General features: G+C 71.5%; 17 protein-coding genes and 3 tRNA genes. 13 read left to right on the forward strand and 7 right to left on the reverse strand.

Translation table 11 applies throughout. The features are described from left to right. Positions 1–47: 47 nt before the first annotated feature. Complete coding sequence (locus ACFYT4_RS00875; protein WP_389263896.1) at positions 48–923, reverse strand: DUF4132 domain-containing protein; 876 nt, start codon at positions 921–923, stop codon at positions 48–50. Positions 924–1,073: 150 nt separating this feature from the next. Between ACFYT4_RS00875 and ACFYT4_RS00880 the strand changes: the two genes are divergently transcribed. The 5 genes from ACFYT4_RS00880 (at position 1,074) to ACFYT4_RS00900 (ending at position 8,088) form a co-directional block, all read left to right on the forward strand. Continuing rightward, the gene (locus ACFYT4_RS00880; protein WP_389263898.1) at positions 1,074–1,451 is read left to right on the forward strand and encodes a hypothetical protein; all 378 of its coding nucleotides are present in this window, start codon (positions 1,074–1,076) and stop codon (positions 1,449–1,451) included. Positions 1,452–1,496: 45 nt separating this feature from the next. Beyond that, on the forward strand, positions 1,497–2,819 hold the full coding sequence (locus tag ACFYT4_RS00885; protein ID WP_389263899.1) for a deoxyguanosinetriphosphate triphosphohydrolase: 1,323 nt from the start codon (positions 1,497–1,499) through the stop codon (positions 2,817–2,819). 145 nt (positions 2,820–2,964) lie between these two features. Then, positions 2,965–4,227 carry an NAD(P)/FAD-dependent oxidoreductase gene (locus ACFYT4_RS00890; protein ID WP_389263901.1) on the forward strand — a complete coding sequence of 421 codons (1,263 nt, stop codon included), beginning with the start codon at positions 2,965–2,967 and terminating at the stop codon, positions 4,225–4,227. A 228-nt stretch (positions 4,228–4,455) separates the two neighbouring features. Further along, positions 4,456–6,366 carry a DNA primase gene (dnaG, locus tag ACFYT4_RS00895; protein ID WP_389263903.1) on the forward strand — a complete coding sequence of 637 codons (1,911 nt, stop codon included), beginning with the start codon at positions 4,456–4,458 and terminating at the stop codon, positions 6,364–6,366. 408 nt (positions 6,367–6,774) lie between these two features. Then, on the forward strand, positions 6,775–8,088 hold the full coding sequence (locus ACFYT4_RS00900; protein WP_389263904.1) for a sigma-70 family RNA polymerase sigma factor: 1,314 nt from the start codon (positions 6,775–6,777) through the stop codon (positions 8,086–8,088). A gap of 312 nt (positions 8,089–8,400) precedes the next feature. On the opposite strand, the gene ACFYT4_RS00905 is transcribed toward ACFYT4_RS00900, so the two are convergent. The 4 genes from ACFYT4_RS00905 to ACFYT4_RS00920 form a co-directional block, all read right to left on the reverse strand. Then, on the reverse strand, positions 8,401–10,323 hold the full coding sequence (locus tag ACFYT4_RS00905; RefSeq protein WP_389263906.1) for an ABC transporter ATP-binding protein: 1,923 nt from the start codon (positions 10,321–10,323) through the stop codon (positions 8,401–8,403). Then, entirely contained in the window at positions 10,320–12,053 is a 1,734-nt protein-coding gene (locus ACFYT4_RS00910) for an ABC transporter ATP-binding protein (protein ID WP_389264242.1), read from the reverse strand. Before ACFYT4_RS00910 ends, ACFYT4_RS00905 begins: the two co-directional genes overlap by 4 nt. A 277-nt stretch (positions 12,054–12,330) precedes the next feature. Further along, complete coding sequence (locus ACFYT4_RS00915) at positions 12,331–13,824, reverse strand: FGGY family carbohydrate kinase (RefSeq protein ID WP_389263908.1); 1,494 nt, start codon at positions 13,822–13,824, stop codon at positions 12,331–12,333. Between the two features lie 36 nt (positions 13,825–13,860). Further along, positions 13,861–14,160 (reverse strand): YtxH domain-containing protein, encoded by a 300-nt coding sequence (locus ACFYT4_RS00920; protein ID WP_389263910.1) that lies wholly within the window; start codon positions 14,158–14,160, stop codon positions 13,861–13,863. Positions 14,161–14,340: 180 nt separating this feature from the next. Between ACFYT4_RS00920 and ACFYT4_RS00925 the strand changes: the two genes are divergently transcribed. The 5 genes from ACFYT4_RS00925 (at position 14,341) to ACFYT4_RS00945 (ending at position 17,009) form a co-directional block, all read left to right on the forward strand. Continuing rightward, a tRNA-Asn gene (locus tag ACFYT4_RS00925) sits at positions 14,341–14,413 on the forward strand. Positions 14,414–14,418: 5 nt separating this feature from the next. Further along, positions 14,419–14,491, forward strand: a tRNA-Asn gene (locus tag ACFYT4_RS00930). Between the two features lie 178 nt (positions 14,492–14,669). After that, positions 14,670–14,743: transfer RNA gene (locus tag ACFYT4_RS00935), tRNA-Ile, on the forward strand. Positions 14,744–15,131: 388 nt separating this feature from the next. After that, entirely contained in the window at positions 15,132–16,082 is a 951-nt protein-coding gene (locus tag ACFYT4_RS00940; RefSeq protein WP_389263911.1) for a hypothetical protein, read from the forward strand. A 756-nt stretch (positions 16,083–16,838) separates the two neighbouring features. Continuing rightward, positions 16,839–17,009 carry a hypothetical protein gene (locus ACFYT4_RS00945; protein ID WP_389263913.1) on the forward strand — a complete coding sequence of 57 codons (171 nt, stop codon included), beginning with the start codon at positions 16,839–16,841 and terminating at the stop codon, positions 17,007–17,009. Between the two features lie 825 nt (positions 17,010–17,834). Here the strand turns inward: ACFYT4_RS00945 and ACFYT4_RS00950 are convergent. Both ACFYT4_RS00950 and ACFYT4_RS00955 read right to left on the reverse strand, forming a co-directional pair. Further along, on the reverse strand, positions 17,835–18,782 hold the full coding sequence (locus ACFYT4_RS00950) for an N-acetylmuramoyl-L-alanine amidase (protein ID WP_389263915.1): 948 nt from the start codon (positions 18,780–18,782) through the stop codon (positions 17,835–17,837). 580 nt (positions 18,783–19,362) lie between these two features. Continuing rightward, positions 19,363–20,109, reverse strand: a complete 747-nt coding sequence (locus ACFYT4_RS00955) for a L,D-transpeptidase (protein WP_389263916.1) — start codon at positions 20,107–20,109, stop codon at positions 19,363–19,365. 676 nt (positions 20,110–20,785) lie between these two features. On the opposite strand from ACFYT4_RS00955, the gene ACFYT4_RS00960 reads away from it, so the two are divergent. The 3 genes from ACFYT4_RS00960 to modA all read left to right on the forward strand — a co-directional run bounded on the left by ACFYT4_RS00960 (position 20,786) and on the right by modA (position 25,492). Next, a complete protein-coding gene (locus ACFYT4_RS00960; RefSeq protein WP_389263918.1) occupies positions 20,786–23,923 on the forward strand; it encodes a hypothetical protein in 3,138 nt (1,045 codons plus the stop codon). A 221-nt stretch (positions 23,924–24,144) separates the two neighbouring features. Beyond that, on the forward strand, positions 24,145–24,540 hold the full coding sequence (locus tag ACFYT4_RS00965) for a molybdopterin-binding protein (RefSeq protein WP_389263920.1): 396 nt from the start codon (positions 24,145–24,147) through the stop codon (positions 24,538–24,540). Positions 24,541–24,676: 136 nt separating this feature from the next. Next, positions 24,677–25,492: a molybdate ABC transporter substrate-binding protein gene (modA, locus tag ACFYT4_RS00970; RefSeq protein WP_389263922.1), complete on the forward strand. Its 816-nt coding sequence runs from the start codon at positions 24,677–24,679 to the stop codon at positions 25,490–25,492. Positions 25,493–25,554 lie beyond the last annotated feature (62 nt).

Below are 25,554 nucleotides of genomic sequence, written 5' to 3' on the forward strand. Positions count from 1 at the left end.
CCCCACAGTCGTTCGTCCCGTCTCTTCGCCCGCGTCCCGTGCCCCGCTCACCGGAGCGCTTCCTCGTCGTCCACGGCCACACGGCCCGCGTACACCAGAGCGGCCATCCGCTCTCCCTCCGACCAGGCGACCGGCCCCACCTCGGCGAGCGGGAGTCTGCGGCCGTCCCTGTCCCGCCACTCCAGGGAACCCGTCAGGGCCTCGGCGTCCGGATAGTCGGCCCCCAGCCAGTACGCCGCCTCCAGCGCGCGGCCGTCCTCCACGAGCGGGCACAGCGCCTGCCCGCCGCGCACCCGGTAGCCCAGCGAGACGGCCCGCGCGGTGGCGTGCCGCAGCTGCTGGAACTTCCCGTCGGCGTACGCCTTCCACTCGGTGCCGGAGACCTCGGCGGGCCGCCGCCACACCTCACGGAACAGCTGCTCCACCTTCTGCTCCACACCCAGCTCGACCGCGAACTCCCGCAGATCGTCCAGGTCTTCGAGGAGCACCGGGTGCGGGATCAGGACGCTCTCGCACTCCAGGCGCACCGAGTCGCCGTCCAGGTCGACGATCCCCGCGCCCTTCTCCACGTCCGCGTCACGCAGGAATCCCGCCCGCGCCATCTCTGCCCAGCCGTCCGCCCCCACCGGCGCGACCACCAGATCGCGCAGCGCCGACTGCCAGGCCGCGTCCGGCCACACCCGCGCCAGCAGTGCCACCGGGACGGGCAGCGAACGCACCAGCCAGGTGTCCGTCTGCTCCCCGCACTCCCGCTCGTGCCGCTCCAGCCACTCGGACAACTGCCTCAGTCGCACCACGGCCGAGTCGTCCCTGAGCTTCGGCGGCACCTGCTTGAGCCGGCGCCCCGCCGCATTCCTGCACAACACGTCCGTGCCGTCCAGCGCTACGGTGTAGCCACCGGCTTCTGTCTCGATCCAGCCCATGGCGAGACCGCCCTCCCCGACGCTTCGGTTCTGATGTCGATCACAGTAGGTGACGGGTCTGACAGCCCGCTCCGGGGCCGTCGAGCCTGTGGAAAACTCTCGTCACCGGCAGGCAACCGTGCCGCAATCCCGGCGGGGCAGGATCTGTCCATGACGGAGTCGGCACACCCTCGTGAGTCCCCGCCCCTCGATACGACCGCCCAGCTGCTCCGCCGGATCACGGCCCAGCTCGGCACCCAGCTCAGCCGTGTCCGGCTGAACGGAACGCGCAGGCACCCGGTCCCGGCCGACTCCCCGGCCGACCCGCCCGCGCCCACCTCCTGCGCCTCGCTCGTCTCCCGGTCCACCCCTGTCTCCCTCGCCGCCCCGACCGCGTTCGCCGTCCGCACCGGTCACGCCACCGCCACCGCCAGCGGCACGACGACCGACGTCCCGACACCGCCGTCCGCGCACCGGGCACCCTCCCGCGCGCCACGCCCGGCGCCCCCGCCCCCACCGCCCGGCGGCGAGAACTCGCCCCCCGCATAATCCACAGGCTGCCCGTCCGTCACGGCATCCGGTTACCTTCGGTGCATGGAAGGCACCACCGGCATCACACCGACCGGGCCCGGCACCAGGGGCCATCACCACGCGTACGACGATCCGGCCACGGCCCGCTGGGCGCCCGAGCCCGACAAACGGCCCGGACGCACCGCCTTCCAGCGCGACCGCGCCCGCGTACTGCACTCCTCCGCGCTGCGCCGCCTCGCGGGCAAGACCCAGGTCGTCACCCCCGGCACCCGTAACCAGGCGTGGGACGCGAGCCCGCGCACCCGTCTCACGCACTCGCTGGAGTGCGCCCAGGTCGGCCGGGAGCTGGGCGCGGCCCTCGGCTGCGACCCCGACCTCGTCGAGGCCGCCTGCCTCGCCCACGACCTGGGCCACCCGCCCTTCGGCCACAACGGCGAGGTGGCGCTCAACGACTTCGCCAAGGACTGCGGAGGTTTCGAGGGCAACGCCCAGTCGCTGCGCCTGCTCACCCGTATCGAGCCCAAGAGGTTCATCCGCACCGACAACGGCACCCTCACCAGCGTCGGACTGAATCTCACCCGGGCCGTGCTCGACGCGGCCACCAAGTACCCCTGGGCGCGCGGCGGCCACCCCACCGACCCCCGTTCCGTGAAGTTCGGGGTGTACGAGGACGACCTGCCCGTCTTCGACTGGGTCCGCGAGGGCGCGCCCGAGTACCGCAAGTGCTTCGAGGCCCAGGTCATGGACTGGTCCGACGACGTGGCCTACTCGGTCCACGACTTCGAGGACGGTCTGCACGCCGGTCACATCGACCCCAATCTGCTGCTCGCCGAGCCCGAGCGCGCCGACATGTGGCAGGTCGCGATCGGCCGTTACGTACCGACGGACACCGATCCCGAGGAGCTGTCGGAGGCTCTGGACCGCCTCGTCGACCAGGAGTGGTGGCCCCACCACTACGACGGATCGGCCGCGGCGCAGGCCCGCCTCAAGGACGCCACCAGCCAGCTCATCGGCCGCTTCTGCCTCGCCGCCGAAGGGGCGACGCGCCAGGCGTACGGCACCGGACGGCTCACCCGGTACGCGGCCGAGCTGGTCGTCCCCCGGGAGGCGAGGAACGAGTGCGCGGTGCTCAAGGCCGTCGCCGACCGGTATGTGATGCAACGCGCCGAGCAGGAGGCCCTGCGGGCGGACCAGCGCATCGTCCTGGCCGAGCTGGCGGAGGCGCTCACGGTCCGCGCGCCCGACAGCCTCGACCCCCAGTTCCGGGCCCTGTTCGACGCGGCGCAGGACGACCGGGCGCGCGGTCGGGTGATTGTGGATCAGCTCGCCTCGCTCACCGATGCCTCCGCCCGTACCCTGCACGCCCAGCTCACGGCCCGTCGCTGAGCCACCCGGACCGCCGTGGGAGCGCGTGGGTGAGGACACGCCCGGACGCACTCCCTCTTCCGCCATCACGCTCCGTGCGGGACGCTCGCTGAAGGCTGCGCAGCGTGGAACCAGAGGCGACGCACAAGCACAGAGGAGGCATCAAGTGGTCGACGGACATCGGACATTCGTCATCGTCGGCGGTGGTCTGGCCGGGGCCAAGGCCGCCGAGACCCTCCGTGCCGAGGGGTTCACCGGGCGAGTGATCCTCATCGGCGACGAACGCGACCACCCCTATGAACGCCCGCCCCTCTCCAAGGGCTACCTTGCCGGCAAGGAGGCCCGGGAGAGCGTCTTCGTCCATGAACCGGCCTGGTACGCGCAGGCCGATGTCGAACTGCACCTCGGCCAGACCGTCGTGTCCGTCGACCGCGGCGGGAAGTCGGTGCTGCTCGGCGACGGCACGGTCCTGCACTACGACAAGCTGCTGTTCGCCACCGGCGCCGAACCCCGCCGACTGGACATTCCGGGCACCGAACTGGCCGGGGTCCACCACCTCCGCCGCCTCGCCCACGCCGACCGGCTGCGCCAGGTGCTCGGCACCCTCGGCCGGGAGAACGGCCAGCTGGTCATCGCGGGCGCGGGCTGGATCGGCCTGGAGGTCGCCGCCGCCGCCCGTGGCTACGGCGCCGAGGTCACCGTGGTCGAGCCCGAGGCCACCCCGCTCCACCAGGTCATCGGCCCCGAGCTGGGCCAGATCTTCACCGAACTCCACCGTGACCACGGAGTCCGCTTCCACTTCGGCGCCAGGCTCACCGAGATCACCGGGCAGGACGGCATGGTGCTCGCGGTCCGCACCGACGACGGCGAGGAACACCCCGCCCATGACGTCCTCGCCGCGATCGGTGCCGCCCCGCGCACCTCGCTCGCCGAAGCCGCCGGTCTCGCGCTCGCCGACCGGGTCCACGGCGGCGGGATCGCCGTCGACGCCTCGCTGCGCACCTCCGACCCCGACATCTACGCGGCGGGCGACGTGGCCTCGGCCCACCACCCCCTGCTCGGCTTCCCGCTCCGTGTCGAGCACTGGGCGAACGCCCTGAACGGCGGCCCGGCCGCCGCGCGCTCCATGCTCGGCCAGGACGTCTCGTACGACCGGGTCCCGTACTTCTTCTCCGACCAGTACGACCTGGGCCTGGAGTACTCGGGCTGGGCTCCGGCGGGCTCGTACGACCAGGTGGTGCTGCGCGGGGACGTCGGCAAGCGGGAGTTCATCGCCTTCTGGCTCAAGGACCGCCGGGTCCTCGCGGGCATGAACGTCAATGTCTGGGACGTGACCGGGCCCATCCAGGCACTGATCCGGACGGACGCGGCCGTGGACCCCGACGCCCTCGGCGATCCCTCCGTGCCGCTGACGGCCCTGGCAGGATGACCGCCGCCCCGCAACCGCCGCCCGCAGCCGTCTCCGGTGACCCGACCCGGTGATCCGCCCGCGCTCCGGCCTGGTGATCCGCTTCCACGGTCCGAACCGTCCCCAAGACCGGTCTCCACGGCGCGCCCCGACGGCTCGCGTCCCCCGGTGCCCGGCGGCGGTGGCGTCCCGGCGGAAGGTTGTCCACAGGCAGGCCGGAGTGTCACCGCGTCACCGTAGACTTCACGCGTGGCAGGCAGGATCAACGATGACGACGTCAAGGCGGTTCGGGACGCGGTCCCGATCGACGCCGTCGTGTCCGAGTACCTCCAGCTGCGCAACGCGGGCGGCGGCAATCTGAAGGGGCTCTGCCCCTTCCACGACGAAAAATCGCCCTCCTTCCAGGTCAGCCCGAGCAAGGGACTCTTCCACTGCTTCGGCTGCCAGGAAGGCGGTGACACGATCGCCTTCGTCATGAAGATCGACCATCTCACCTTCTCCGAGACGGTCGAGCGGCTCGCCGCCACGGCGGGCATCACCCTGAGATACGAGGAGGGCGGGTACAACCCCAGCCATCAGCGGGGCGAGCGCATCCGCCTGGTGGAGGCCCACAAGATCGCGGCGCAGTACTACATCGAGCAGCTGGAGACCGCGGCCGAGGCCGAGACGGGCCGCACGTTCCTCGCCGAGCGCGGCTTCGACCACGCCGCCGCCCGGCACTTCAGCGTCGGCTACAGCCCCCAGGGCTGGGACCACCTCACCCGCTTTCTGCGCGGCAAGGGCTTCAGCGACAAGGAGCTCATCCTCTCCGGCCTCTCCCAGGAAGGCCGCCGGGGCCCCATCGACCGCTTCCGCGGCCGGCTGATGTGGCCCATCCGGGACATCTCCGGCGATGTCGTCGGCTTCGGCGCCCGCAAGCTCTACGAGAGCGACAACGGCCCCAAGTACCTCAACACGCCCGAGACCGGCATCTACAAGAAGTCCCAGGTGCTGTACGGCATCGACCTGGCCAAGAAGGAGATCGCCAAGACCAGCCGGGCCGTGGTCGTCGAGGGTTACACGGATGTGATGGCCTGCCATCTCGCGGGTGTCACCACCGCGATCGCCACCTGCGGCACGGCCTTCGGCGGCGACCACATCAAGATCCTCCGGCGGCTGCTTATGGACAACGCCACCGCCGAGGTGATCTTCACCTTCGACGGCGACGCCGCCGGACAGAAGGCCGCCCTGCGGGCCTTCGAGGACGACCAGAAGTTCGCCGCCGAGACCTCCATCGCGATCACCCCCGGCGGTATGGACCCCTGTGAGCTGCGGCTCGCCGAGGGCGACGACGCCGTCCAGAAGCTGGTCGAGACGCGTACACCGCTGTTCGAGTTCGCCATCCGCCAGCTCGTCACCCGCCACAACCTGGAGACACCGGCCGGCCGGGCCGCCGCTCTCGACGAGGCGGCCCCCATCGTCGCGGGCATCAAGAACATCGCGATCCAGCACGAGTCGGCCGTGCAGCTCGCGGGCATCGTCGGCATCCTCGACACCCAGTTCGTGGTCAAGCGCGTCGCCCAGCTCGCCCGCTGGGCCCGGGACCGCGGCGGCCGCGGCCCGGCCGCGCCCCCGTCCCGTACGAACGGACAGCGGCAGCCGGTACCCGAGGCGCTGCCGGGAGCCGCCGGCCCCGCGCTCAATCTCCGCAGCCCCGCCCACCGTACGGAGCGCGAACTGCTGAAGCTCGCCCTCCAGCACCCCGAACTGGTCTCCCCGGCCTTCGACGCGTACGGCGTGGACGAATTCACCGCCCCGCCGTACGCGGCGGTCCGCCAGACCCTCGCCGAAGCGGGTGGAGCGGAGCAGGGCACGGCGGACACATCCGGCTATCTCGCCCGGGTACGGGACGCGGCGCCGAACGACACCGTGCGCGCCCTGGTCACCGAGCTGGCCGTCGAGGCCGTCCATGCGCGGACCGTCGACGAGAGCTACGCGGGCGTGCAGCTCGTCCAGGTCAGACTGCGCGCGGTCGACCGGCGGATCGCCGAGGTCCAGGGCACCCTCGCCCGCCTCGGCCCGCATGCCGACCCCGAGCAGCACACGGCCGTGCAGAACGAGCTGTGGGTGCTCCAGCAGTACGCCCAGTCCCTGCGGAATCACGGCGCGAACGCTCTCTGAGCAGCGCCTTCGCCACCAGGGCGGACTCCGCCGTCCCGTACCGTGGCCAGCCGGCGACGGCGGTCGGCGCGGGCTCGCGACGACCTCCCGACCCGGACGCGCCCCCTCCGCCCCGCCCGAGCACGTCACCGCCCGACCCGCATACGCGTCCGCCGTCCGCCGTCCGCCCAGGGTCCGCCGTCCGCGCCGGGCGGGTGCTCCCGTTCCCTGGCGCGTCACCGCCCCGCCCCGGGCCGGGCACCTCCGGGCGTCCCGGAGCCGGGAGTTCTGTCCGGGGCGAGCCAGGCAGGAGGAATCCCGGCCGACGCGTACATCTGCGCGAGGGTAACCAGCCGGTCACGGACCGGACTCAAAAAAACACCGCACGCCCCTCGTGGTGGAGATGTGTCGTACCCCACACTGGGGGCGGTGCCTGAGTCCTCGGAGCGCGGCCGGTCCACCCACAGTGGGCCTCTCACCCCCGCGGATCCGTTCATCGTGTACGGGACGGACAGCGGCCCGGCCGCCCCCGTCCCGCTGCCGCACGCCCCCGAACCGGCAGCGATCACCCTGGAGGTCGCCCCCGTGCAGACCCAGACCCTGTCCGAGACCCTGACGGAACCCCCGCTCACCGCCGGTGCGCCGCACGAGCCCGAGGCCCCGGCGGGCGTCCCCGCACAAAGCATGCCGCCCCACCACCCCGAAGCCGTCCCCGAGCGTTCGCCCCGGGCCGTCCCCGACCCTCTGCCCGAAGCGGTGCCGGAGCATCTCGTCGAGGACGCGGCGGAACCCCCGGAACCCGCGCCCGCCACCCGCGGCGAGGGCGGCGGGCCGTCGTCCGACCTCTTCCGCCAGTATCTGCGCGAGATCGGCAGAATCCCCCTGCTCACGGCCGTCGAGGAAGTGGAACTGGCCCGCCGGGTCGAGGCCGGGCTCTTCGCCGAGGAGAAGCTCGGCAACACCCCCGACATCAACAACTCCCAGCTCGCCGTCGACCTCGACCGGCTCGTCGTCCTGGGCCGGATGGCCAAGCGCCGGCTGATCGAGGCCAACCTCCGGCTCGTGGTGTCCGTCGCGAAGCGCTACGTCGGCCGCGGGCTGACCATGCTGGACCTCGTGCAGGAGGGCAATCTCGGCCTGATCAGGGCGGTCGAGAAGTTCGACTACGCGCGCGGCTACAAGTTCTCGACGTACGCGACCTGGTGGATCCGCCAGGCCATGTCCCGCGCCCTCGCGGACCAGGCGCGCACGATCCGCGTCCCCGTCCATGTCGTCGAGCTGATCAACCGTGTCGTACGGGTGCAGCGCAGGATGCTCCAGGAACGCGGGTACGAACCGACTCCCGACGAGGTCGCGGCACAGCTCGATCTGCAGCCGGAGCGGGTCAGCGAGGTCCTGCGGCTCGCCCAGGAGCCGGTGTCGCTGCACGCCCCGGTCGGGGAGGAGGACGATGTCGCGCTCGGCGACCTCATAGAGGACGGCGACGCGACGTCCCCCGTCGAGTCCGCGGCCTTCCTGCTGCTGCGGGAGCACCTGGAGGCGGTCCTCTCCACCCTCGGCGAGCGCGAACGCAAGGTGGTCCAGCTGCGGTACGGGCTGGTCGACGGCAGGCCGCGCACCCTGGAGGAGATCGGCCGGATCTTCGGCGTGACCCGCGAACGCATCCGCCAGATCGAGTCCAAGACCCTCAACAAGCTGCGCGACCACGCCTTCGCGGACCAGCTGCGCGGCTATCTCGACTGATCCCGGCCGGGAGGGCCCACGCCGGGACCCCGTGCCCGGAAGGCCGGGAAGATCCGGAAGGCCCGGGGGACCGGGACGTGCGGACCGGGATCGGAGCCCGGAAACCCGTGCGGGGCCCGGGCAGCCCGTCCCACGCCGGGACCCGACCCCAACCCCGACCCCCGCATCGCGACCCTCGCCGGAGCCCGGAGCCCGGAGCCCGGAGCCCGGAGCCCGGAGCCCGGAGCCCGGAGCCCGGAGCCCGGAGCCCGGAAACGCCGTGCGGGGGCAGGGGCAGACCGCAGCCCGGAGACCGCCGCTCCCGGCCGGAGGTCAGTCCACCTCCACCACCGCCTGGGCGAACTGCGCCGAGTACAGCCGCGCGTACGCGCCCCCCGCCGCCAGCAGCTCGTCGTGCGTGCCCTGTTCGACGATCGCGCCGTTCTCCATCACCAGGATCACATCCGCGTCCCGGATGGTGGAGAGCCGGTGCGCGATGACGAAGCTCGTCCGACCGTGGGCGAGCCGCGCCATCGCCTTCTGGATCAGCACCTCGGTGCGGGTGTCGACCGAGCTGGTCGCCTCGTCCAGAACCAGGATCACCGGGTCGGACAGAAACGCCCGCGCGATGGTGATCAGCTGCTTCTCGCCCGCGCTGACGCCCGAGCCCTCGTCGTCGATCACGGTGTCGTAGCCGTCGGGCAGCGTCCGGATGAACCGGTCCGCGTGCGCGGCCCGCGCCGCCTCCTCGATCTCCTCGCGCGTGACCTCACGGGCGGCCCCGTACGCGATGTTCTCCGCGATCGTGCCGCCGAACAGCCAGGTGTCCTGGAGCACCATGCCGATGCCGGAGCGCAGTTCCTCCCTCGGCATCTTCGCGATGTCGACCCCGTCCAGACTGATCCGGCCGCCCGTGACCTCGTAGAACCGCATCAGCAGATTGACCAGCGTCGTCTTGCCCGCACCCGTCGGACCGACGATGGCGACCGTGTGGCCGGGCTCCACCGACAGGGACAGATCCTCGATGAGCGGCTTCTCCGGGTCGTAGCGGAACGCGACCTTCTCCAGCGAGACCTGTCCGACCGGCCGGCCCACCGGGCCCGTCGACGGGGCGTCCGCCTCCTGCTCCTGCGCGTCCAGGAGTTCGAAGACCCGCTCCGCGGAGGCGACGCCCGACTGCACCAGATTCGCCATCGAGGCGACCTGGGTCAGCGGCATGGAGAACTGCCGGGAGTACTGGATGAACGCCTGCACATCGCCGATCGACAGCGAACCCGACGCGACCCGCAGCCCGCCGACGACCGCCACCAGCACATAGTTCAGGTTCGAGACGAAGAACATCAGCGGCTGCATGATCCCGCTGTTGAACTGCGCTTTGAATCCCGCCTCGTACAGGGCCTCGTTCTGCTCGGCGAAGCCCTGCGCGGACTCCTCCTGCCGCCCGAAGACCTTCACCAGCGCATGGCCGGTGTACATCTCCTCGACATGGGCGTTCAGCTTGCCGGTCGACTTCCACTGCTGGACGAAGTGGGGCTGCGAGCGCTTGCCGACCTTCGTCGCCACGACGACCGACAGCGGGACCGTCACCAGCGCGACCAGCGCCAGCAGCGGGGAGATCCAGAACATCATCGCGAGCACACCCACGATGGTCAGCAGCGAGTTGATCAGCTGGCCCATCGTCTGCTGGAGGGTCTGCGCGATGTTGTCGATGTCATTGGTGACCCGGCTGAGGACCTCGCCGCGCTTGGCCCGGTCGAAGTACGACAGCGGCAGCCGCGACAGCTTGGCCTGCACGTCCTCGCGCATCCGGTACACGGCCCGGTTGATCACCTTGATCGACAGCCGGGAGGCGACCAGGGCCAGCACCCCGGAGACCACGAACAGGGCGAGCGCCAGCAGCAGCACCTCGCCGACGGCCGTGAAGTCGATGCCCCGGCCGGGGGCGAAGCCGACGCCCGAGAGCATGTCGGCGAGCCCGTCGTCCCCCTCGGCCCGCAGTCTCTCGATCGTCTGGGCCTTGCTCGCGCCCTCGGGCATGTTCCGGCCGACGACCCCGGCGAAGACCAGGTCGGTTGCCCGCCCCAGCACCATCGGCCCGACCACCGAGAACGCCACGCTCAGCACACCGGCCGCGAGCATCAGCCACAGCAGGCTCCGGTCCGGGGCCAGCTGCCTCAGCAGCCGTTTGCCCGAGCCCTTGAAGTCCATGGACCGCTCGACAGGGCCCATCATCATGCGTCCGCCCGGCCCGCTCATGCGGCCTCCGCCTCCGTCAGCTGCGAGAGCACGATCTCGCGGTAGGTCTCATTGCCCGCCATCAGCTCGTGGTGGGTCCCCGAGCCCACGACCCGCCCCTCGTCCAGGACCACGATCCGGTCGGCGTCGCGGATGGTGGACACCCGCTGGGCGACGATCACGACGGTCGCCTCGGCCGTCTCGTCGGACAGCGCCGCGCGCAGCGCCGCGTCCGTGGCGTAGTCGAGAGCCGAGAAGGAGTCGTCGAAGAGATAGATCTCCGGCCGCTGCACCAGCGTCCGCGCGATCGCGAGCCGCTGCCGCTGCCCACCGGAGACATTCGTTCCGCCCTGGGCGACGGGGGCGTCGAGCCCGCCCTCCAGCTCCCGTACGAAGTCGGCGGCCTGCGCCACCTCCAGCGCCTGCCACAGTTCCTCGTCGCTGGCGCCGGGCTTGCCGTACCGCAGATTCGTGGCCACCGTGCCGGAGAAGAGAAACGGCTTCTGGGGCACGAGCCCGACTGTCCGCGCCATCAGCGCCGGATCGAGGTCGCGCACGTCCACCCCGTTGACGAGCACCTCGCCGTCCGTGGCGTCGAACAGCCGCGGTACGAGTCCGAGCAGCGTGGACTTGCCGCTTCCGGTGGAGCCGATGATCGCGGTGGTCTCACCGGGGCGCGCCACCAGAGTGATACCGCGGAGTACGGACTCCTCGGCCCCCGGGTATCGGAACTCTGCGTTCCGTACCTCCAGGTGCCCATGGCGCTTCAGTTCCCGTACCGGCGCGAGCGGCGGCACCACGCTCGAATCCGTCGCCAGGACCTCCTCGATCCGCTCGGCGCAGACCTCGGCGCGCGGCACCATCATGAACATGAAGGTGGCCATCATCACGGCCATCACGATCTGCATCAGATACGCGAGGAACGCGGTCAGCGCGCCGATCTGGATGGCGCCGCTGTCGACCCGGTGCGCGCCGAACCAGATCACGACGACCGACGAGACATTGACGACCGTCAGCACGGTCGGGAACATCAGGGCCATCAGCCGCCCTGTGGCCATCGACACATCGGTCAGCCCGGTGTTGGCCTCACGGAAACGACCCTGCTCATACTCGTCGCGTACGAAGGCGCGGATGACGCGGTTGCCGGTGATCTGCTCCCGCAGCACCCGGTTCACGGTGTCGAGCCGCTCCTGCATGGTCCGGAACAGCGGACGCATCCTGATGACGATCACCGTCACCGCGATCCCGAGCACCGGTACGACGGCCAGCAGCACCGCGGAGAGCTTCACGTCCTGGCCGAGCGCCATGATGATGCCGCCGAAGCACATGATCGGCGCGGAGACCATCAGGGTGAACGCCATGAGGACCAGCATCTGCACCTGCTGGACGTCATTGGTGGTCCGGGTGATCAGGGACGGCGCGCCGAAGTGTCCGACCTCCCGTGCCGAGAAGCTCTGCACCCGGTCGAAGACGGCCGCGCGGACATCACGGCCGAGGGCGGCGGCGGTGCGGGCGCCGTAGTAGACGGCACCGATGTTGCAGATGACCTGCACCACACTGACGGCGATCATGACCGCGCCGAGCCGGAGGATGTAGCCCGTGTCCCCCTTGACCACGCCGTCGTCGATGATGTCGGCGTTGAGGGTGGGCAGATAGAGGGTGGCGCTGGTCTGGAGCAGTTGCAGCGTCACCAGCAGGGCGATGGGTTTTTTGTACGGACTCAGGTAGGTCCGCAGCAGTCGTATCAGCACGCGCTGTCTCTCGGGGTCGGCGAGGTCGGGGGCCGGGGGGCTTGCGAGCAGCATGCGGGCTCGACCTCGCTGAGAGGTCAAGCCCGCTTGAGGTCGATCCCGATCCGGAACGGGGGATACCCCGGTCCATCTTGCGGCACCGGGGCGCCCGGCCTCAGGAGAATTCTCCCCGGGGCCTCGGCGAGCGCGCACTTCCGGCCACGCGCACCGGGGCCGGCATCCGGCCTGTCAGCGGTCGGCCCCTGTCCGCCAGGGCGGGGCTGTCCCCCGGGCGGGGCTATCCCATAGGCCCGGGCGCTCCGGCGCCCGCCGCGCCCTCCGCACCACCCGGTGCCGCCGTGAACGCCCCGGGGTGAAGCTGGTCACGTGTCGCGCTGTACTGCTGGCGCACGGCCTGCCCCACCGCCGCGTCCTCGCCCGGCTCCAGCACCTGCACCGTCGCGGCCTGCCAGACGGGAGGGGCCGCGGGCGACAGGGTGCTCTGCGACACCCCGAGGGCCCACGCGGCCTGCCGGGCGGCGCCCAGAGCCGCGTAGTCGGCGGGCTGCGGTACGACGATCTGAGCGCCGAAGATGCCCGGCGCGGCGGACTGCACCGCGGGCAGCCCGGCGCTCGCCCCCAGCAGGAACACCCGGCGTACCTCCACGCCCCGGCCCCGCAGCACGTCCATCGCGTCGGCGAGCGAGCAGAGCATGCCCTCGAAGGCGGCCCGCGCCAGATGCTCGGGCTTCATCGACTCCCGGCGCAGCCCGCTCAGGGTTCCGGCGGTGTGGGGGAGCCGGGGAGTGCGCTCGCCCTCCAGATACGGCAGCAGCACCAGCCCCGACGAGCCCGGCGTGGACTTCATCGCCAGCTCGGAGAGCGCTTCCAGATCGTCGAGCCCGAGCAGCTCGGCCGCGCCGCGCAGGGCGCGTACCGCGTTCAGCGTGTGCACCACCGGCAGATGCATGCCGGTCGCGTCGGCGTACGAGGTGATCATCCCGCTCGGATCGGCGAGCGCCTCGTGGTGCACGGCCATCACGGAACCGGAGGCGCCCAGCGACACCACCGCGTCTCCCGCCCCGACCCCGAGCCCGAACGCCGCGGCCATGGTCTCGCCGGTCCCCGCCGAGATCAGCAGCCCCTCGGGCGTCGTCCCGGCGGCGTCGGCGGGACCGAGCACCTCGGGCAGCGCGCACTGGTGCCCGAGGGCCAGCTCCACGAGATCGGCCCGATAGGCACCGGTGCCCGCGGACCAGTACCCCGTGCCGGACGCACCGCCACGATCGGTCGTCTGCCGGGCGGGCCGCCCCAGCAACTGCCACACCAGCCAGTCGTGCGGCTGCAGCACCGCCGCGACCCGCTGTGCGGCCTGCGGCTCCGAGCGGGCCATCCACCGCAGTTTCGCCACCGGCAGCGCGGCCTGCGGCACCGATCCGACGGCCTCGGCCCACGCCTGCCGTCCGCCGAGCGCGTCGATCAGATCGGCCGCGGCGACCTGCGCCCGTTTGTCGTTGCCGAGCAGCGCCGGACGTACGAGCCCGCCCTGCTGGTCCAGCGGTACGAGCCCGTGCTGCTGCGCGGAGACCCCGATGGCCTGCACGCCTTCCAGCAGCCCGCCCGCCGCCGCCTCGCCCAGCGAGAGCAGCCACGCCTGCGGGTCGATCTCCGTGGCCTTCGGGTCCACGGGGTGCGGTGCGTATCCCTGACGCAGCACGGCACCCGAGTCCGTGTCACAGACAACGATCCGTGTGAACGCAGACGAACTGTCCAAGCCGGCGACTATCCCCATGGAGAGGGATTCTGCCGCACGCACGCGCCGGAGGCGTCATGTGTTGCTGGTTCCCCAGTCGTCCCCGCCGTTCGACGTGCGCTCCCGCAGGGACCGCACCCGCTCCGCGACGGACTCCGGCATCCGGTCGCCGACCTTGTCGCTGACGGCGTGGAACGCCTTGCCCGCTGCCTGCCGGCCGTTCTGCGCGGCGCTCTCGGCCGCGTTGCGCACGGCCGGATTCTGCGAGAACTGCCGGACGGACTTCTTCATCTGCTCGTAGCGCTCTCGACCGGCTCGTGTGCCGATCACATAGCCGACGGCCAGTCCGACGACGAACGTGAGCTTGTACCGCATGGCTCTGCCACCCTTCCCCGACGTACGTCGGTGCCTGCCCGCCTACCCGGTGCAACCCGTGATCACCCGGGACCATACCGATTGGCGGAGCACCCCCCTGCTTGCGCTAATGTATGTGTCGCAGCGAGCACACGCCTTCCGGGATGCCCCGGTCGGGTTGGTTCGGCGCACACGCAGCAATCCCCTGTAGCTCAATTGGCAGAGCAGCCGGCTGTTAACCGGCAGGTTACTGGTTCGAGTCCAGTCGGGGGAGCGCGATCCCCTGTAGCTCAATTGGCAGAGCATTCGGCTGTTAACCGGAGGGTTGCTGGTTCGAGTCCAGCCGGGGGAGCGGAACCGGAACAGGGCCCCTGGAGGGTCCTTTTTCGTGTGTTCGGGTGACTCCGGGAACCGGGCAGGGGTGGGCGCAGTCCTCATGGTTGAGCGTTGCCGACCATCCGAGGCAGGAGATCGTATGAGCGGCTATGCTGCGGCAGACGGCGCGCACATTTGTGCGCGACGCGCCGTTAGGGGCGGTAGCTCAGCCGGTTAGAGCAGCGGACTCATAATCCGTCGGCCGTGGGTTCGAGTCCCACCCGCCCCACCCAGCGCTACGCGTGCAGAATCGTTCTGACCAGGACGGGGGCGGTTCGGCCGGTGTGTCGGCCGCCGGAGTGGGAGCCGGGGCCCGACTCCGCTGGAACCGTACGCGGAGCGGCAGAGGGCCGGTCGCGGGCAGTACGGGCGCGGGGTCCCCTCGGGAACCGGCGGCTGCTGCGTTCCGGTCGTCCGGGGCCACCGCGCGGGACGGGGAACTCCATGCCGTACGCACCGCCCTTGTGGCCCGTCTCCGTCAAGGCGGTCGCTCTCGACTCCCGGGGCCGGGTCCTTCTGCTCAAGAACGGACGGTAGGAGTGGGAACTGCCCGGCGGCCGACTGGAGATCGGTGACCCGTCCGAAGGTGTTCCGCCGACGAGAGCCCCGAGCGCGCCGTGGAACGTGAGCTGCGCGAGGAGACCGGCTGGGAGGTCGAGGCCGGTCCTCTCATCGACGAGGGTGTCTGGATCTACGAGCCGGTCCCCGGACGGCGTGTACTGATCGTGACCTATTGCTGCCGCGTTCTGACGCCCGACCGGCCACCGGTCCGGAGTCATGAGTACAAGGAGATCGGGCTGTTCACCCCCGGTGAGGTGCCGGGCTGCACATGCCCGAGGGATACAAGGCGTCGATCAGAGCCTGGACCACACGCCGGTAGTCCATCGGTACCGCGCCGGCCGTCGCTGACGGCCTGGTGCGGATGGCCCCGGCTCCGCCCGGTGGCCCGTCGTCCGGGCCGCGCGCAGTGGCTCTCGGCTTCGGTCGCCGCCCGGGATCCGGCCTTGGTCCGGCGACGGCCGGTTCGGGCCGCGTGGGCACGACCGCTCCGGGAGGCGCTTCTCGTCGGAGGCCATGCGCCGCGTTCCGTCGGCACCGCGGGTGCCGTTTGCGAGGCGGTGGTGGGCAGCGCACCGGCGGCCTCGGTGGCCCGGCGCGCGGGAAGGGTGTACGCCCTCTTCGGCGTACCGGAGCGGGCGGCCCGCGGGCGCGCCGCACCGGTGGGGCCGCGGCCCGTGGCGCCTCGGGGTGGGCGGGGCGTTCCGGAGTGCGGCGCGGGGACCCGGTGGCCGGGAGGCAGGCGGGGATTCCCGCGAGGCGGACATCGGCGGCTGCCGGCGGAAGCGGCCACGGCGGGACTCGGCGAGCTCGTGTTCGACGGGGGCGGGACGCGTTGGTGGACATCGACCGGCGTGAGCACGGGCGCGCGACCGCGTGGCGAACGGGCGCCGGAGCCAGGGACTCGGACGATACCGCGCACGGGGTGGGTGCCGTCACGTCGTGGCGCACCAGCGTACCCACGCCCCTCGCGCGCCGACCCGTGTTTCACGGTGCACGGGTCGGCGTGAACCGGCCAACAGGAGGGGCGTGCCCGGCCGGGGCGGCGGGGCGGGCGCCCCGGAGCGGCGTGGTCGCGGCATCGGGTGCGGGGCCGTTCTCCCCGTACACGAACGCGAATCCGAATGGCGGGGGCATATGCCGGGTCGGGCGGCTTCCGCAGTGGGGCAACGGGTGCGGCGATACCCGCCGAGTACCTGGTCCGGGCTTTGCGCCCCGACATGTCGAATGGGGCCGGTGCATTCGGCGCACCGCCCCGACGGCCCGCCCGCGCGTGATGAGGTCGGTACTCCTCGATACGTACGGTCCGCCCTCGCGGGTATCCCGGTTCCGGTGCGTCGGTGTGGGTGCCATGCGTCCGCCTTCGAATATGACAACAACACATCCGATGGTTTCGCCCGATCGGGTCGGCGAGGTCGGGCCCATCGGTCGAAGGCCGGGACGGATCCAGGCGAGAGTCCTCCCGAATGCCATGATTCGGGTCGAAACAACCGGCAGGCGCTGGCCGTGACTTAACACACAGTGCAGAGTTCCTCCACACTCTCTGCACACCGCCGGGAGGCTCACCCGGGAGCCGCCGACCGCGTGCGCACCACCCGTCCTAGCTTGAGGTATGGGATCGCGCGGAGGTATTCCCCGGGGGCGCGGCGGTGGCCGCTTCTCGCCGTGATAGCCCGGGCTCCGCAGGTGAATCCTCGGAAAAGGCATCACTCGCGTCCGGAAAGTGGTTAGTTTGACGCCCCCACCCCACACACCCAGAGGCCGCTATGAAGAGAACTCTCCTCATCACACTCGGCATCACTCTCATCTCACTCGCCGTAGGCGGAATGCTCATGGCCGTCAACGCCAGCCTCGGCCCCGGATTCATCGCGGAAATCGTTGTCGCCGCGGCCCTTGCCACAGGTGCATGGGTCAGCCTGAGCGCCTCGACCAGGTAGCAGGCCGAAAGACTTCCCCGCCGCCCGAGGGGGGCGGCGGGGAACCCCCTGCCCGTCGGCCCCACCCGGCGGGTTCCCCTGAGGCTCCCGAAGCCGTGGCGGACGTCCCGGCCCAGGAGCAGGAACACAGGCGGCAGTTCGTCGCCGGCCGAGGGCGCGAGGGCAGGCGAGCCTCGGCCGAGCGGCCTCGTCGCCGCACTCGGCGACGAGGCCGGCGGTGCTCAACTCGTCGCAGAGTGCGGGCGGGTTGAGCACCGGTGAGCCATCCCTCCCGCCGCCGGTCTCCGCGGGGCCGGGCGACAGCGGCCCGGAGACGCCGGGACCGCGCCTTCGTCGGCCGGGAGCCGGCGGCCGCAGATCCCGCGCAGATCATCGGCGCAGGTCACCGCAGCTGTCGTGAGGCATCCCGGCCGACGCGCTCCGGGCGCCGTTCCTCGCGCCGGGAGCGGCTGTACGGATCCTCGCCCCGCCTTCCCCGACTGCCGGGGACGTACCGGCCCCTGGAACACGAGGCGGGCACGGCGCCTCCGGCGGCCGGGCCGGGCCGGAGTCCGGACCCGGCCGTCGGGGAGACCGGCGGACCGGCCGCCGTCGGACGGATCGGTCGGCACGGGCTCGCACCGAGCCCGGATCCGCGGCCGAACGCGCCGCCCCGAGCCCGGCTCCCGCACCCACCGGGCCCCGGCGCCTGGGCCGAGCCGGGTGACACTTCTTTTCGCCCGGTTCCGGGCCGTTGAACACGACCGAACCCACGCTTCCGCCTCCTGCCGGGCCCGTACAGCCATGGACGAAGCGGGCGCGGAAGCGCGGGGAACGGACTGGGCGTCAGGCGGCCCAGTACAGGCCGGACGCGACGCGGTGGAGGAGGGTGACCGGGCTGGCGTCCTTCGTGGTGGCGCGGACCTCGAAGCGGAGGTGGCGGCCCGCGGGGACGTGGCCGGAGAGGCGGAACTGGTGTCCGCCGGGGCCGCGGTGGGTGATGGGGAGGAACGCGGACGGGTCGCTGCCCTTGGTGTCGGTGAGGTAGAACCGGCCCTCGATCAGCGCGTCCTTGGGGGTCGTGTCGTCGAACAGCAGGTGGATCAGGGTGTCGTGGGTGCGGGAGCCCGCGTGCAGTACGGCGTCGGTGAAGGCGAGGGCTGTCCAGCGTCCGCTGCGCAGCGATGTGTCGACGGGGTTGGGCTCGTTGAGGATCAGGGGCGGCACGTCGGCCTCCTTGGCAGGCGGGGTGGGGGTGGTGGTTTTGCCGGTGGCGCGGGCGACGATCCCGGGGAAGACGACTTCGCGGAACTGCTTGACGCGGGCGTTGCCGGGGCAGGAGGTGCCGGAGACCGCCCAGGCGGCGTGGAGGCGGTGGTAGCCGTAGCCGGGGTCGGAGGCGCTGCGGCAGATGCGGAGCGGGATCTTGTGGCGCTGGTGCAGCCAGACGCCGAGGCGAATGAGTTGCTCGACCTGCTCAGGCGTCCACGGATCCGAGCCCTTCAGGTTCGACGCGGTCTCGATGGACACCGCTCCCGTGCCGTCCGGCCGTCGGTTGGCTCCGGCGTTGGCGTCGGCGCGGGTCTCGGTGCCGATGAACTGCCCGAGGTCGCCCTTGTATCCGAGGCCGAAATGCGACTCAAGGCTGGTCGAGTCCCGCCAGTACTCGTATGTCCGCTTCGCCGTCCAGGGGGCGATGATGCTGTGCACGATGAACTGGGTCGGCCTGATGGCGGGTTGGCTGTCGGACTCGGGTTGCAGCTCGTACTTGACGGCACCGGGATACCAGGCCATGAGCGCCTCCAGGGCAGCAAGACGCCTCGGCCGGTCGGCGCGGGGCGACGGGTGTGAGTGGTGCGAGCGGTCTTCGTGGCGGGTGCTCGGGGTATGAGCGCCGAAACGCGCGCAACCGCGCCTCGGTGTACCGGCCTTCCCGTGTGGCGGTGGCCGGGAACGGCAGGCACGAAGAGGTCTGTCGGCGGGGGTGACGTGCCCGAACACCCCCTGCGGGCAGGTCGATGGGATGGCCTGCCCGTTCGGCGGTGTCCGATTTTGTACGGTACACGAGCGCTGGGCGAGGGATACGGAGAGGTCGGAATCCGGAGCTGTGGGCGGGTGCGTACGGCAGCAACTGCCGCCCCCACGCGCCCCTTTCACTCCGGCGCCGTCGGGTGGCCTGGAAGCCGAGGGTCCGGCCGCGGTGACCGGCGAGTCCTCCGATGTCTCGCGACTACCCGTCCCGACGGGGCAAGTTGACCGACTGCTGCTCCAAGGCCGTCGAGAGCCACGGCCGTCGAAGGCAGGCCCCCCGCAGACGGCAGGTGCGCCTGGGCAGCGGGCGCGGGTAGGGAGCGACCGGCCGGACGGCCCGGGTTCAGTCGCCGCGCCTTCCCCACACATAGACCAGGTCGTCGAAGCGCAGAGCCCTCCACAGGCGCTTGGCGTCCTCGTACCGCAGATTGACGCACCCGTGCGAGCCGGGTTCCTCCCAGATGTTGCGGTAGCTGGCGTGGAGTGCCTGGCCGCCGTTGAAGAACTGGCTGAACGGCATCGGGCCCTCGTAGAGATCGGACCACTGGTCGATCACGCGGTCGTAGATCCGGTGGTGGCCCGTGCGGGTGGCGTATCCGGCCTTCCCGGTCCGTATCGGGACCGGGCCGAACGCCACCTGGTTTCCGTCCCAGACCCACAGCAGCTGGCGGGTGAGATCGATGCAGACGACGAGTTCCCCGTCGTACGGGCAGCCGGTGAGGCTCCCGGGGGCGGCGAGGGCCTGCTCGTACTGGATGATCCGCCAGGTCTCCACCCCGGAGTAGCCGTTCGCCGGGTCGAGGCCGTGTGCGGCCTGGAGGGTCTGGATCGCGGTGCAGTCGGCGGCGGACTGCGTCCCGTCCCGGGGCAGTCCGAGATGCCGCTCGGCCGCCGACTGGTAGGGGCCGGTGTCGGGGCTGCACGCCTCGGCGCGCGCGGCGGTGGTCGTGGCCGGGGGTCTGGTGGCCGCCCCGGCCGGCCCGGCCCCTGAGGCCACCAGGACCGGGCACAGGGCCGTGACACCCAGGAGCGCCGCGACGGCGGCCGGGCGGGGGAGACGGCGGGCGGATATCGAGCGTGTCTGCGGCATCGGGGCGCGTCCTTTCCTGACGGACGGTGGGCGGTGCGGGCTGTACACGGGTTCGGTGGTGCGGTGCGGTGTCCGGTCGGGCCGGGGTGGTGCGGAGGTGCGGGGCGCCGTGCGGGTGTGTACGCCGCGGGCCGTGCTGTCCGGTGCCGTGCCTGCCGCAGGGTGTCCGTACGACAGGGGCGGCGCCGCTACCGGTGGCGTACGGCCCGGCCGTCCGCACGCGGCGGGCGAGCACAGCACCGCACCGCGTGGTACCGCGGAGGGTCGACTCCACGATGAGCGGCTGTGGACGGGCCCGCTCCGGGAGCGATCCGCCGGACCCGGAGCCTGCGGAGCACGCCGGATCCCGGAGCGCACCCGGGTGGGTCCAGCGGAGTGGCCGGGGTTCACTCCGACGGGTCCGGGCCGTGCCGTCCGGGTGGCATCCGGCGGCCGACCCGTCCCGTACGGGGGAGGGGCGGCCGGTCTCCACCGGTGCGCGGAGGTTGCTCCGTGCGGGCGAACGCGAGGGCGTACGGACCGTCCGGGGACCGGTTCGGGGGCCGGCCGACCGCCCGTTGCGCCAACCGGATGCGGCCCAGGGGCTCCCGGAGTGACGCTCGGCCCCGTCTACGGCGGGCTCTGCCCGGTGCGCCCGCGGAATTGGTACTCCTGGCCCGGGGGGAACCCGATCCCGATGAACGGAGCACATGTCGACATGCGCGGTTCTCCCGGCAGAAGACGCCGCCTCGGCGCCCTTGCCTCCACCGCCCTCGTCCTCGCCGCCCAGGCGATCGCCCTGGGCACCGCCGTCCCGGCCGCACAGGCCACCACGCCCGGTACCCCGGGTCTTCCCCAGCCGCCGACCGTGGTCTACACCGAGGACTTCGAGAACGGCACCGGCCAGACCCCGATCCTGCTGCCCGCCTACACGGGCGCGCCGCCCGTCAACGCCAAGTACACCGCGGCGGCTCCCTGGCTGAGCGCGACGAACTGCAACGGGATCATCCTCAACCGCTCCGGCGCCAACCAGCCCGCCTGCCAGGCCCAGAGCGCGTTCGCCATGTCCGAGCTGAAGAACCTGGCCAGTGTGCTCGGCCAGGTCGGGGGTTCGGCGACCCCCAACAACAACCACGCGGTCGCGGCGTACACTGAGGGCGCGAACCCCGGCGCGAATCTGGTCGAGTTCCAGACGGTGAACCCGATCCCGCTGGCCTCGACGAACCGCTTCATCACCTTCTCGGTGGACGTGGCCGCGGTGAACTGCAATGTCTCCGCACCGCTGCTGAACTTCTTCCTGACGGGCGGCGGACCGGACATTCCGCTCACCAACGCGCCCATCAACCCGTGTACGGACCCGAGGGCCCAGACGTTCATGGTCGGACCGCGCCCGATCAAAGCGGGCTCGTTCCCCGCGGACAACTCGGTGCTGTTCACCGGCGCGGCGGCGGGCATCAAGATGACCAACGCCAACGGCAGCGGTCTGGGCAACGACCACGCGTTCGACAACATCAAGATCCTCGATGTGACGCCGCAGCTCGACAAGGAGTTCAGCCCGGCGTCGATCCCGCAGGGCGGCACGTCCGCCGTCACCTTCACGGTCACCAACACCACCGATCTGGCGGCGAAGAGCGGCTTCGGCTTCACCGACACGCTTCCGGCGGGGGTGACGGTCGCGGCGGTCCCCAACGCGTCGACGACCTGCGGTTCCGGCACGGTCAGCGCTGTCGCGGGCTCCGGCTCCATCGGCCTGACCGGGGGGAGCCTCGCCACCGGTGAGGCATCCTGTACGGTCACGGTCGACGTGACCTCCACCACCCTCGGCGCCCATGTCAACCAGCCCGGCGACCTGGTGCCGAACGGGGTCAACCCGCCAGGCCCGGCCACACTGACGGTCGTGGCCGTCGGCTCTCCGACAGTCGTCAAGACGGCGGACGCGTCCACCTTCACGCCCGGCCAGGTGATCAACTACACCTACACGGTGACCAACACGGCGACCACGCCGCTCACCAACCTCGTGGTCACGGACAGCGGTCCCGGCGCCCCGACCGTGACCTGTGTGGCGACCACGCTGGCCGCGGGTGCCTCGACGACCTGCACCTCGTCCTACACGGCCACCGTGGCCGATGCCGTCACCGGGACCATCACCAACTCGGCGCTGGCCACCGGAACGGTCAACGGGCAGACGGTCACCGGGACCAGCAACCAGTTGGTCATCCCGCTGCGTTCCCTCACGATCACCAAGTCCGCACAGCAGGCGAACTTCAGCGCGGCGGGCCAGGTGATCAACTACACCTACACGGTGACGAACGACGGCCGGGTCCCGCTGACGAACATCTCGGTGACCGACAACGGTCCGGGCAGTCCGCTCGTCAACTGCCCGGCGGGTCCGCTCGCTCCGGGTGACTCCATCGACTGCACCTCGAGCTACACCACGACGGCCACCGACGTCACCAACGGCAATGTCACCAACAGCGCCATGGCCACGGGCACGGCGCCCGACGGAGAGCCGGCCGACGACACCAGCAACACGGTCATCGTCCCCTTCGTGCCACCGGTGCAGGTGGACCTGGCGGCAAGCAAGACCGGACCGGCCACGGTCGGCCCCGGCGGCACCGTCACCTACACGATCACCATCACCAACAACGGCCCCGGCGACTCGACCGGTTACACGGTCACCGACGCCATCCCCGCCGGTCTGACGGGCGCCTCCACCCCCACCGCCGGCTGCGGCATCGGCTCCGGCACCCTCACCTGCACCGCCAGTTCGCTGGCCTCGGGCGCGAGCACCACGATCACGCTTACCGGTACGGCCGCGTCCGGCGCGACCAGCATCGTCAACACCGCGACGGTCACGGGCGAGGACCCGGATCCGAACCCGGACAACAACACCAGCACGATCAGGACGACGGTCACGCAGATCGAGGCCGATCTCGCGATGTCGAAGACCGGTCCGGCGAGTGTGAGCCCGGGTGGGACGGTCACGTACCAGCTGACCGTGACCAACAACGGGCCTGACGACTCCACCGGGTTCACCGTCACCGACACCATCCCCGCCGGTCTGACGGGCGCTACCACCAGTACTCCCGGCTGCGCCATCGCCGCCGGAGTCCTGACCTGCACCGGCGGAGCTCTCCCCGTGGGCGACAGCACGGTCATCACGCTGTCCGGCACCGCCGCCGCGGGCGCCACCAGCATCACCAACACCGCCAGGGTCACCGGGGACAACGACGACCCGAACCCCGGCAACAACACCAGTACGACCACGACCAGTGTGGCCTCGGTGACCATCACCAAGAAGCAGAACGGTCCGTCGACCGTCAAGCCCGGTGCCGTGGTTCCGTACACGATCACCGTCACCAACAACGGAGGAGCGCCCGTCAACGCGTCCTTCACGGACGATCTGTCCGGGCTGCTGGACGACGCGGTCTTCAACAACGACGCCACCGCCACCACCGGCAGCGTCAGCTTCTCCTCGCCGGATCTCAGCTGGTCCGGCACCCTGGCGCCCGGCGAGACCGCGACGATCACCTTCTCGGTCACCGTGCACAAGCGGCCGTTCGGCGATCTGCGCCTGAAGAACACCGTGGTCTCCACGACCCCCGGCAACAACTGTCCGGCGGGCAGCACCGACAGCCGCTGCACCACCAACGGCACGGTCAAGGTGAAGGACAAGGACAAGAAGACGGCGGGCCAGACGGCCCAGGGCGAGAAGTTCGGGAGCGACAAGGCCGAGGGGCAGAAGGCCCGCGGCGAGCAGCTGGACCGCGAGATGACGCAGGGCCGGCAGAAGGAGGCAGCCGGGAACCCAGGGCGGCACACGGACCGGATCTGATCCGGGCACTGCCACCCCGCCGCCGTCCCGGATGAGGGGCGCGCGGAACGGAACAGGACGGCCCCTCCCTCAGGGAGGGGCCGTCCTGCCGTGTTCCCGGGCACCGGCTTCCCCCGGGAATCCACCTGTCGGGAATCCCCCAGGGGGAGGGGTTGGCAAATGCTATGTAAAGAGCGAAAGTACCTTGTAAATGCAGGCTCTATCCGCCTACCGTAGCGCATATGCAGTCCTACACCATCGGTCAGGCCGCGCGTCTGCTGGGCGTGAGCCCCGATACCGCGCGCCGCTGGGCCGACGCCGGGAAGGTCGCGACCCACCGTGACGAGAGCGGGCGCCGGCTCATCGACGGCCGCGATCTGGCGGCCTTCTCGGTCGAGATCGCCCAGAACGGCACCGGGGAGGAGGAGCCCTCCGCCACCTCGGTGCGCAACGCGTTCCCCGGCATCGTCACCGCCGTGAAACTCGGCGACGTCGCCGCGCAGGTGGAGATCCAGGCCGGGCCGCACCGCCTGGTCTCCCTGCTGACCCGGGAAGCCGTGGAGGAACTGGGACTGGAGGTCGGTATGCAGGCCACCGCCCGGGTGAAGGCGACCAGTGTCCACGTCGACCGCTTCTGAACCGGACCTCCTCGTCCCCCCGGCCTCCTCCCGGCCCGGGGACCTCCCCGCCCGGCCGCCCGCGGACCCGGCGGTCTGCCCGCCCGGACCCCCGAGCCCGCCGCGTCCGCCCAGGCTTCTCAAGGAGTGCCCACGCATGTCCGCCGCGTCCTTCGCCCCCGGCCGCCGCCGGGCCGTCACCGCCGTGGTGACGGCCGCCCTTCTCGTACCGCTCGCCGCCTGCGGCAGTGACGACTCGAAGAAGGGCACCGGAAGCGGCGCCACCGCCTCCGGGAGTAAGCCGCCCCGGGCCGAACTGACCGTGCTGGCCGCCGCGTCGCTCACCGACGCGTTCACGACGGCGGGTGCCGCGTACGAGAAGGCGCACCCCGGTACCGAGGTGACGTTCTCCTTCGCCGGATCCCAGGAACTGGCCGCGCAGGTCCGGCAGGGCGCCCCCGCCGACGCCCTCGTCACGGCCGACACCAGGACCATGGACGGGCTGAAGGCCGACACCGGAACGCCCGCGGTCATCGCCAGGAATCGCCTCGTGATCGCGACCGAGGAGGGCAATCCGCGGAAGATCGACGACCTGAAGGATCTGGCCGATCCGAAGCTCAAGGTCGTGCTCGCCGCACCCGAGGTCCCCGTCGGCCGCTACAGCCGGCGGATCCTGGACGCCCGGAAGATCGTGGTGAAGCCGGTCTCGCAGGAGCCCAGCGTGCGGGCCGTGCTGAGCAAGGTCGAGCTGGGGGAGGCCGACGCCGGTCTCGTCTACAAGACCGACGCGGCCACCGCGCCCGGCAAGGTCGACGCGATCGAGATCCCGGACGCGCAGAACGCCATCGCCGAGTACCCGGCCGCCACCCTCAAGACGTCCCGGAACGCGGAGGCCGCCGCCGCGTTCGTGACCTGGCTCAGCGGCCCGGCGGCGCAGAAGATCCTCCGGGACGCGGGGTTCCAGCGGCCGTGACCCCGTACGGTGCCAGCCTCCCCGCCTCACCCGGCCCGCCGGTGGATCCGGTGAACCCCGGC

It is taken from the genome of Streptomyces sp. NPDC004609, assembly GCF_042873655.1.
GTDB lineage: Bacteria > Actinomycetota > Actinomycetes > Streptomycetales > Streptomycetaceae > Streptomyces.

What these genes read in the sequence shown, in the direction of transcription:
- ACFYT4_RS00920 (WP_389263910.1), bottom strand. Translation starts at nt 14,160, where the DNA reads ATGCGGTACAAGCTCACGTTCGTCGTCGGACTGGCCGTCGGCTATGTG.
- ACFYT4_RS00965 (WP_389263920.1), top strand. Translation starts at nt 24,145, where the DNA reads ATGCAGTCCTACACCATCGGTCAGGCCGCGCGTCTGCTGGGCGTGAGC.
- ACFYT4_RS00955 (WP_389263916.1), bottom strand. Translation starts at nt 20,109, where the DNA reads ATGCCGCAGACACGCTCGATATCCGCCCGCCGTCTCCCCCGCCCGGCC.
- ACFYT4_RS00885 (WP_389263899.1), top strand. Translation starts at nt 1,497, where the DNA reads ATGGAAGGCACCACCGGCATCACACCGACCGGGCCCGGCACCAGGGGC.
- modA (WP_389263922.1), top strand. Translation starts at nt 24,677, where the DNA reads ATGTCCGCCGCGTCCTTCGCCCCCGGCCGCCGCCGGGCCGTCACCGCC.
- ACFYT4_RS00950 (WP_389263915.1), bottom strand. Translation starts at nt 18,782, where the DNA reads ATGGCCTGGTATCCCGGTGCCGTCAAGTACGAGCTGCAACCCGAGTCC.
- ACFYT4_RS00905 (WP_389263906.1), bottom strand. Translation starts at nt 10,323, where the DNA reads ATGAGCGGGCCGGGCGGACGCATGATGATGGGCCCTGTCGAGCGGTCC.
- ACFYT4_RS00945 (WP_389263913.1), top strand. Translation starts at nt 16,839, where the DNA reads ATGAAGAGAACTCTCCTCATCACACTCGGCATCACTCTCATCTCACTC.
- ACFYT4_RS00915 (WP_389263908.1), bottom strand. Translation starts at nt 13,824, where the DNA reads ATGGGGATAGTCGCCGGCTTGGACAGTTCGTCTGCGTTCACACGGATC.
- ACFYT4_RS00880 (WP_389263898.1), top strand. Translation starts at nt 1,074, where the DNA reads ATGACGGAGTCGGCACACCCTCGTGAGTCCCCGCCCCTCGATACGACC.
- ACFYT4_RS00875 (WP_389263896.1), bottom strand. Translation starts at nt 923, where the DNA reads ATGGGCTGGATCGAGACAGAAGCCGGTGGCTACACCGTAGCGCTGGAC.
- ACFYT4_RS00960 (WP_389263918.1), top strand. Translation starts at nt 20,786, where the DNA reads ATGAACGGAGCACATGTCGACATGCGCGGTTCTCCCGGCAGAAGACGC.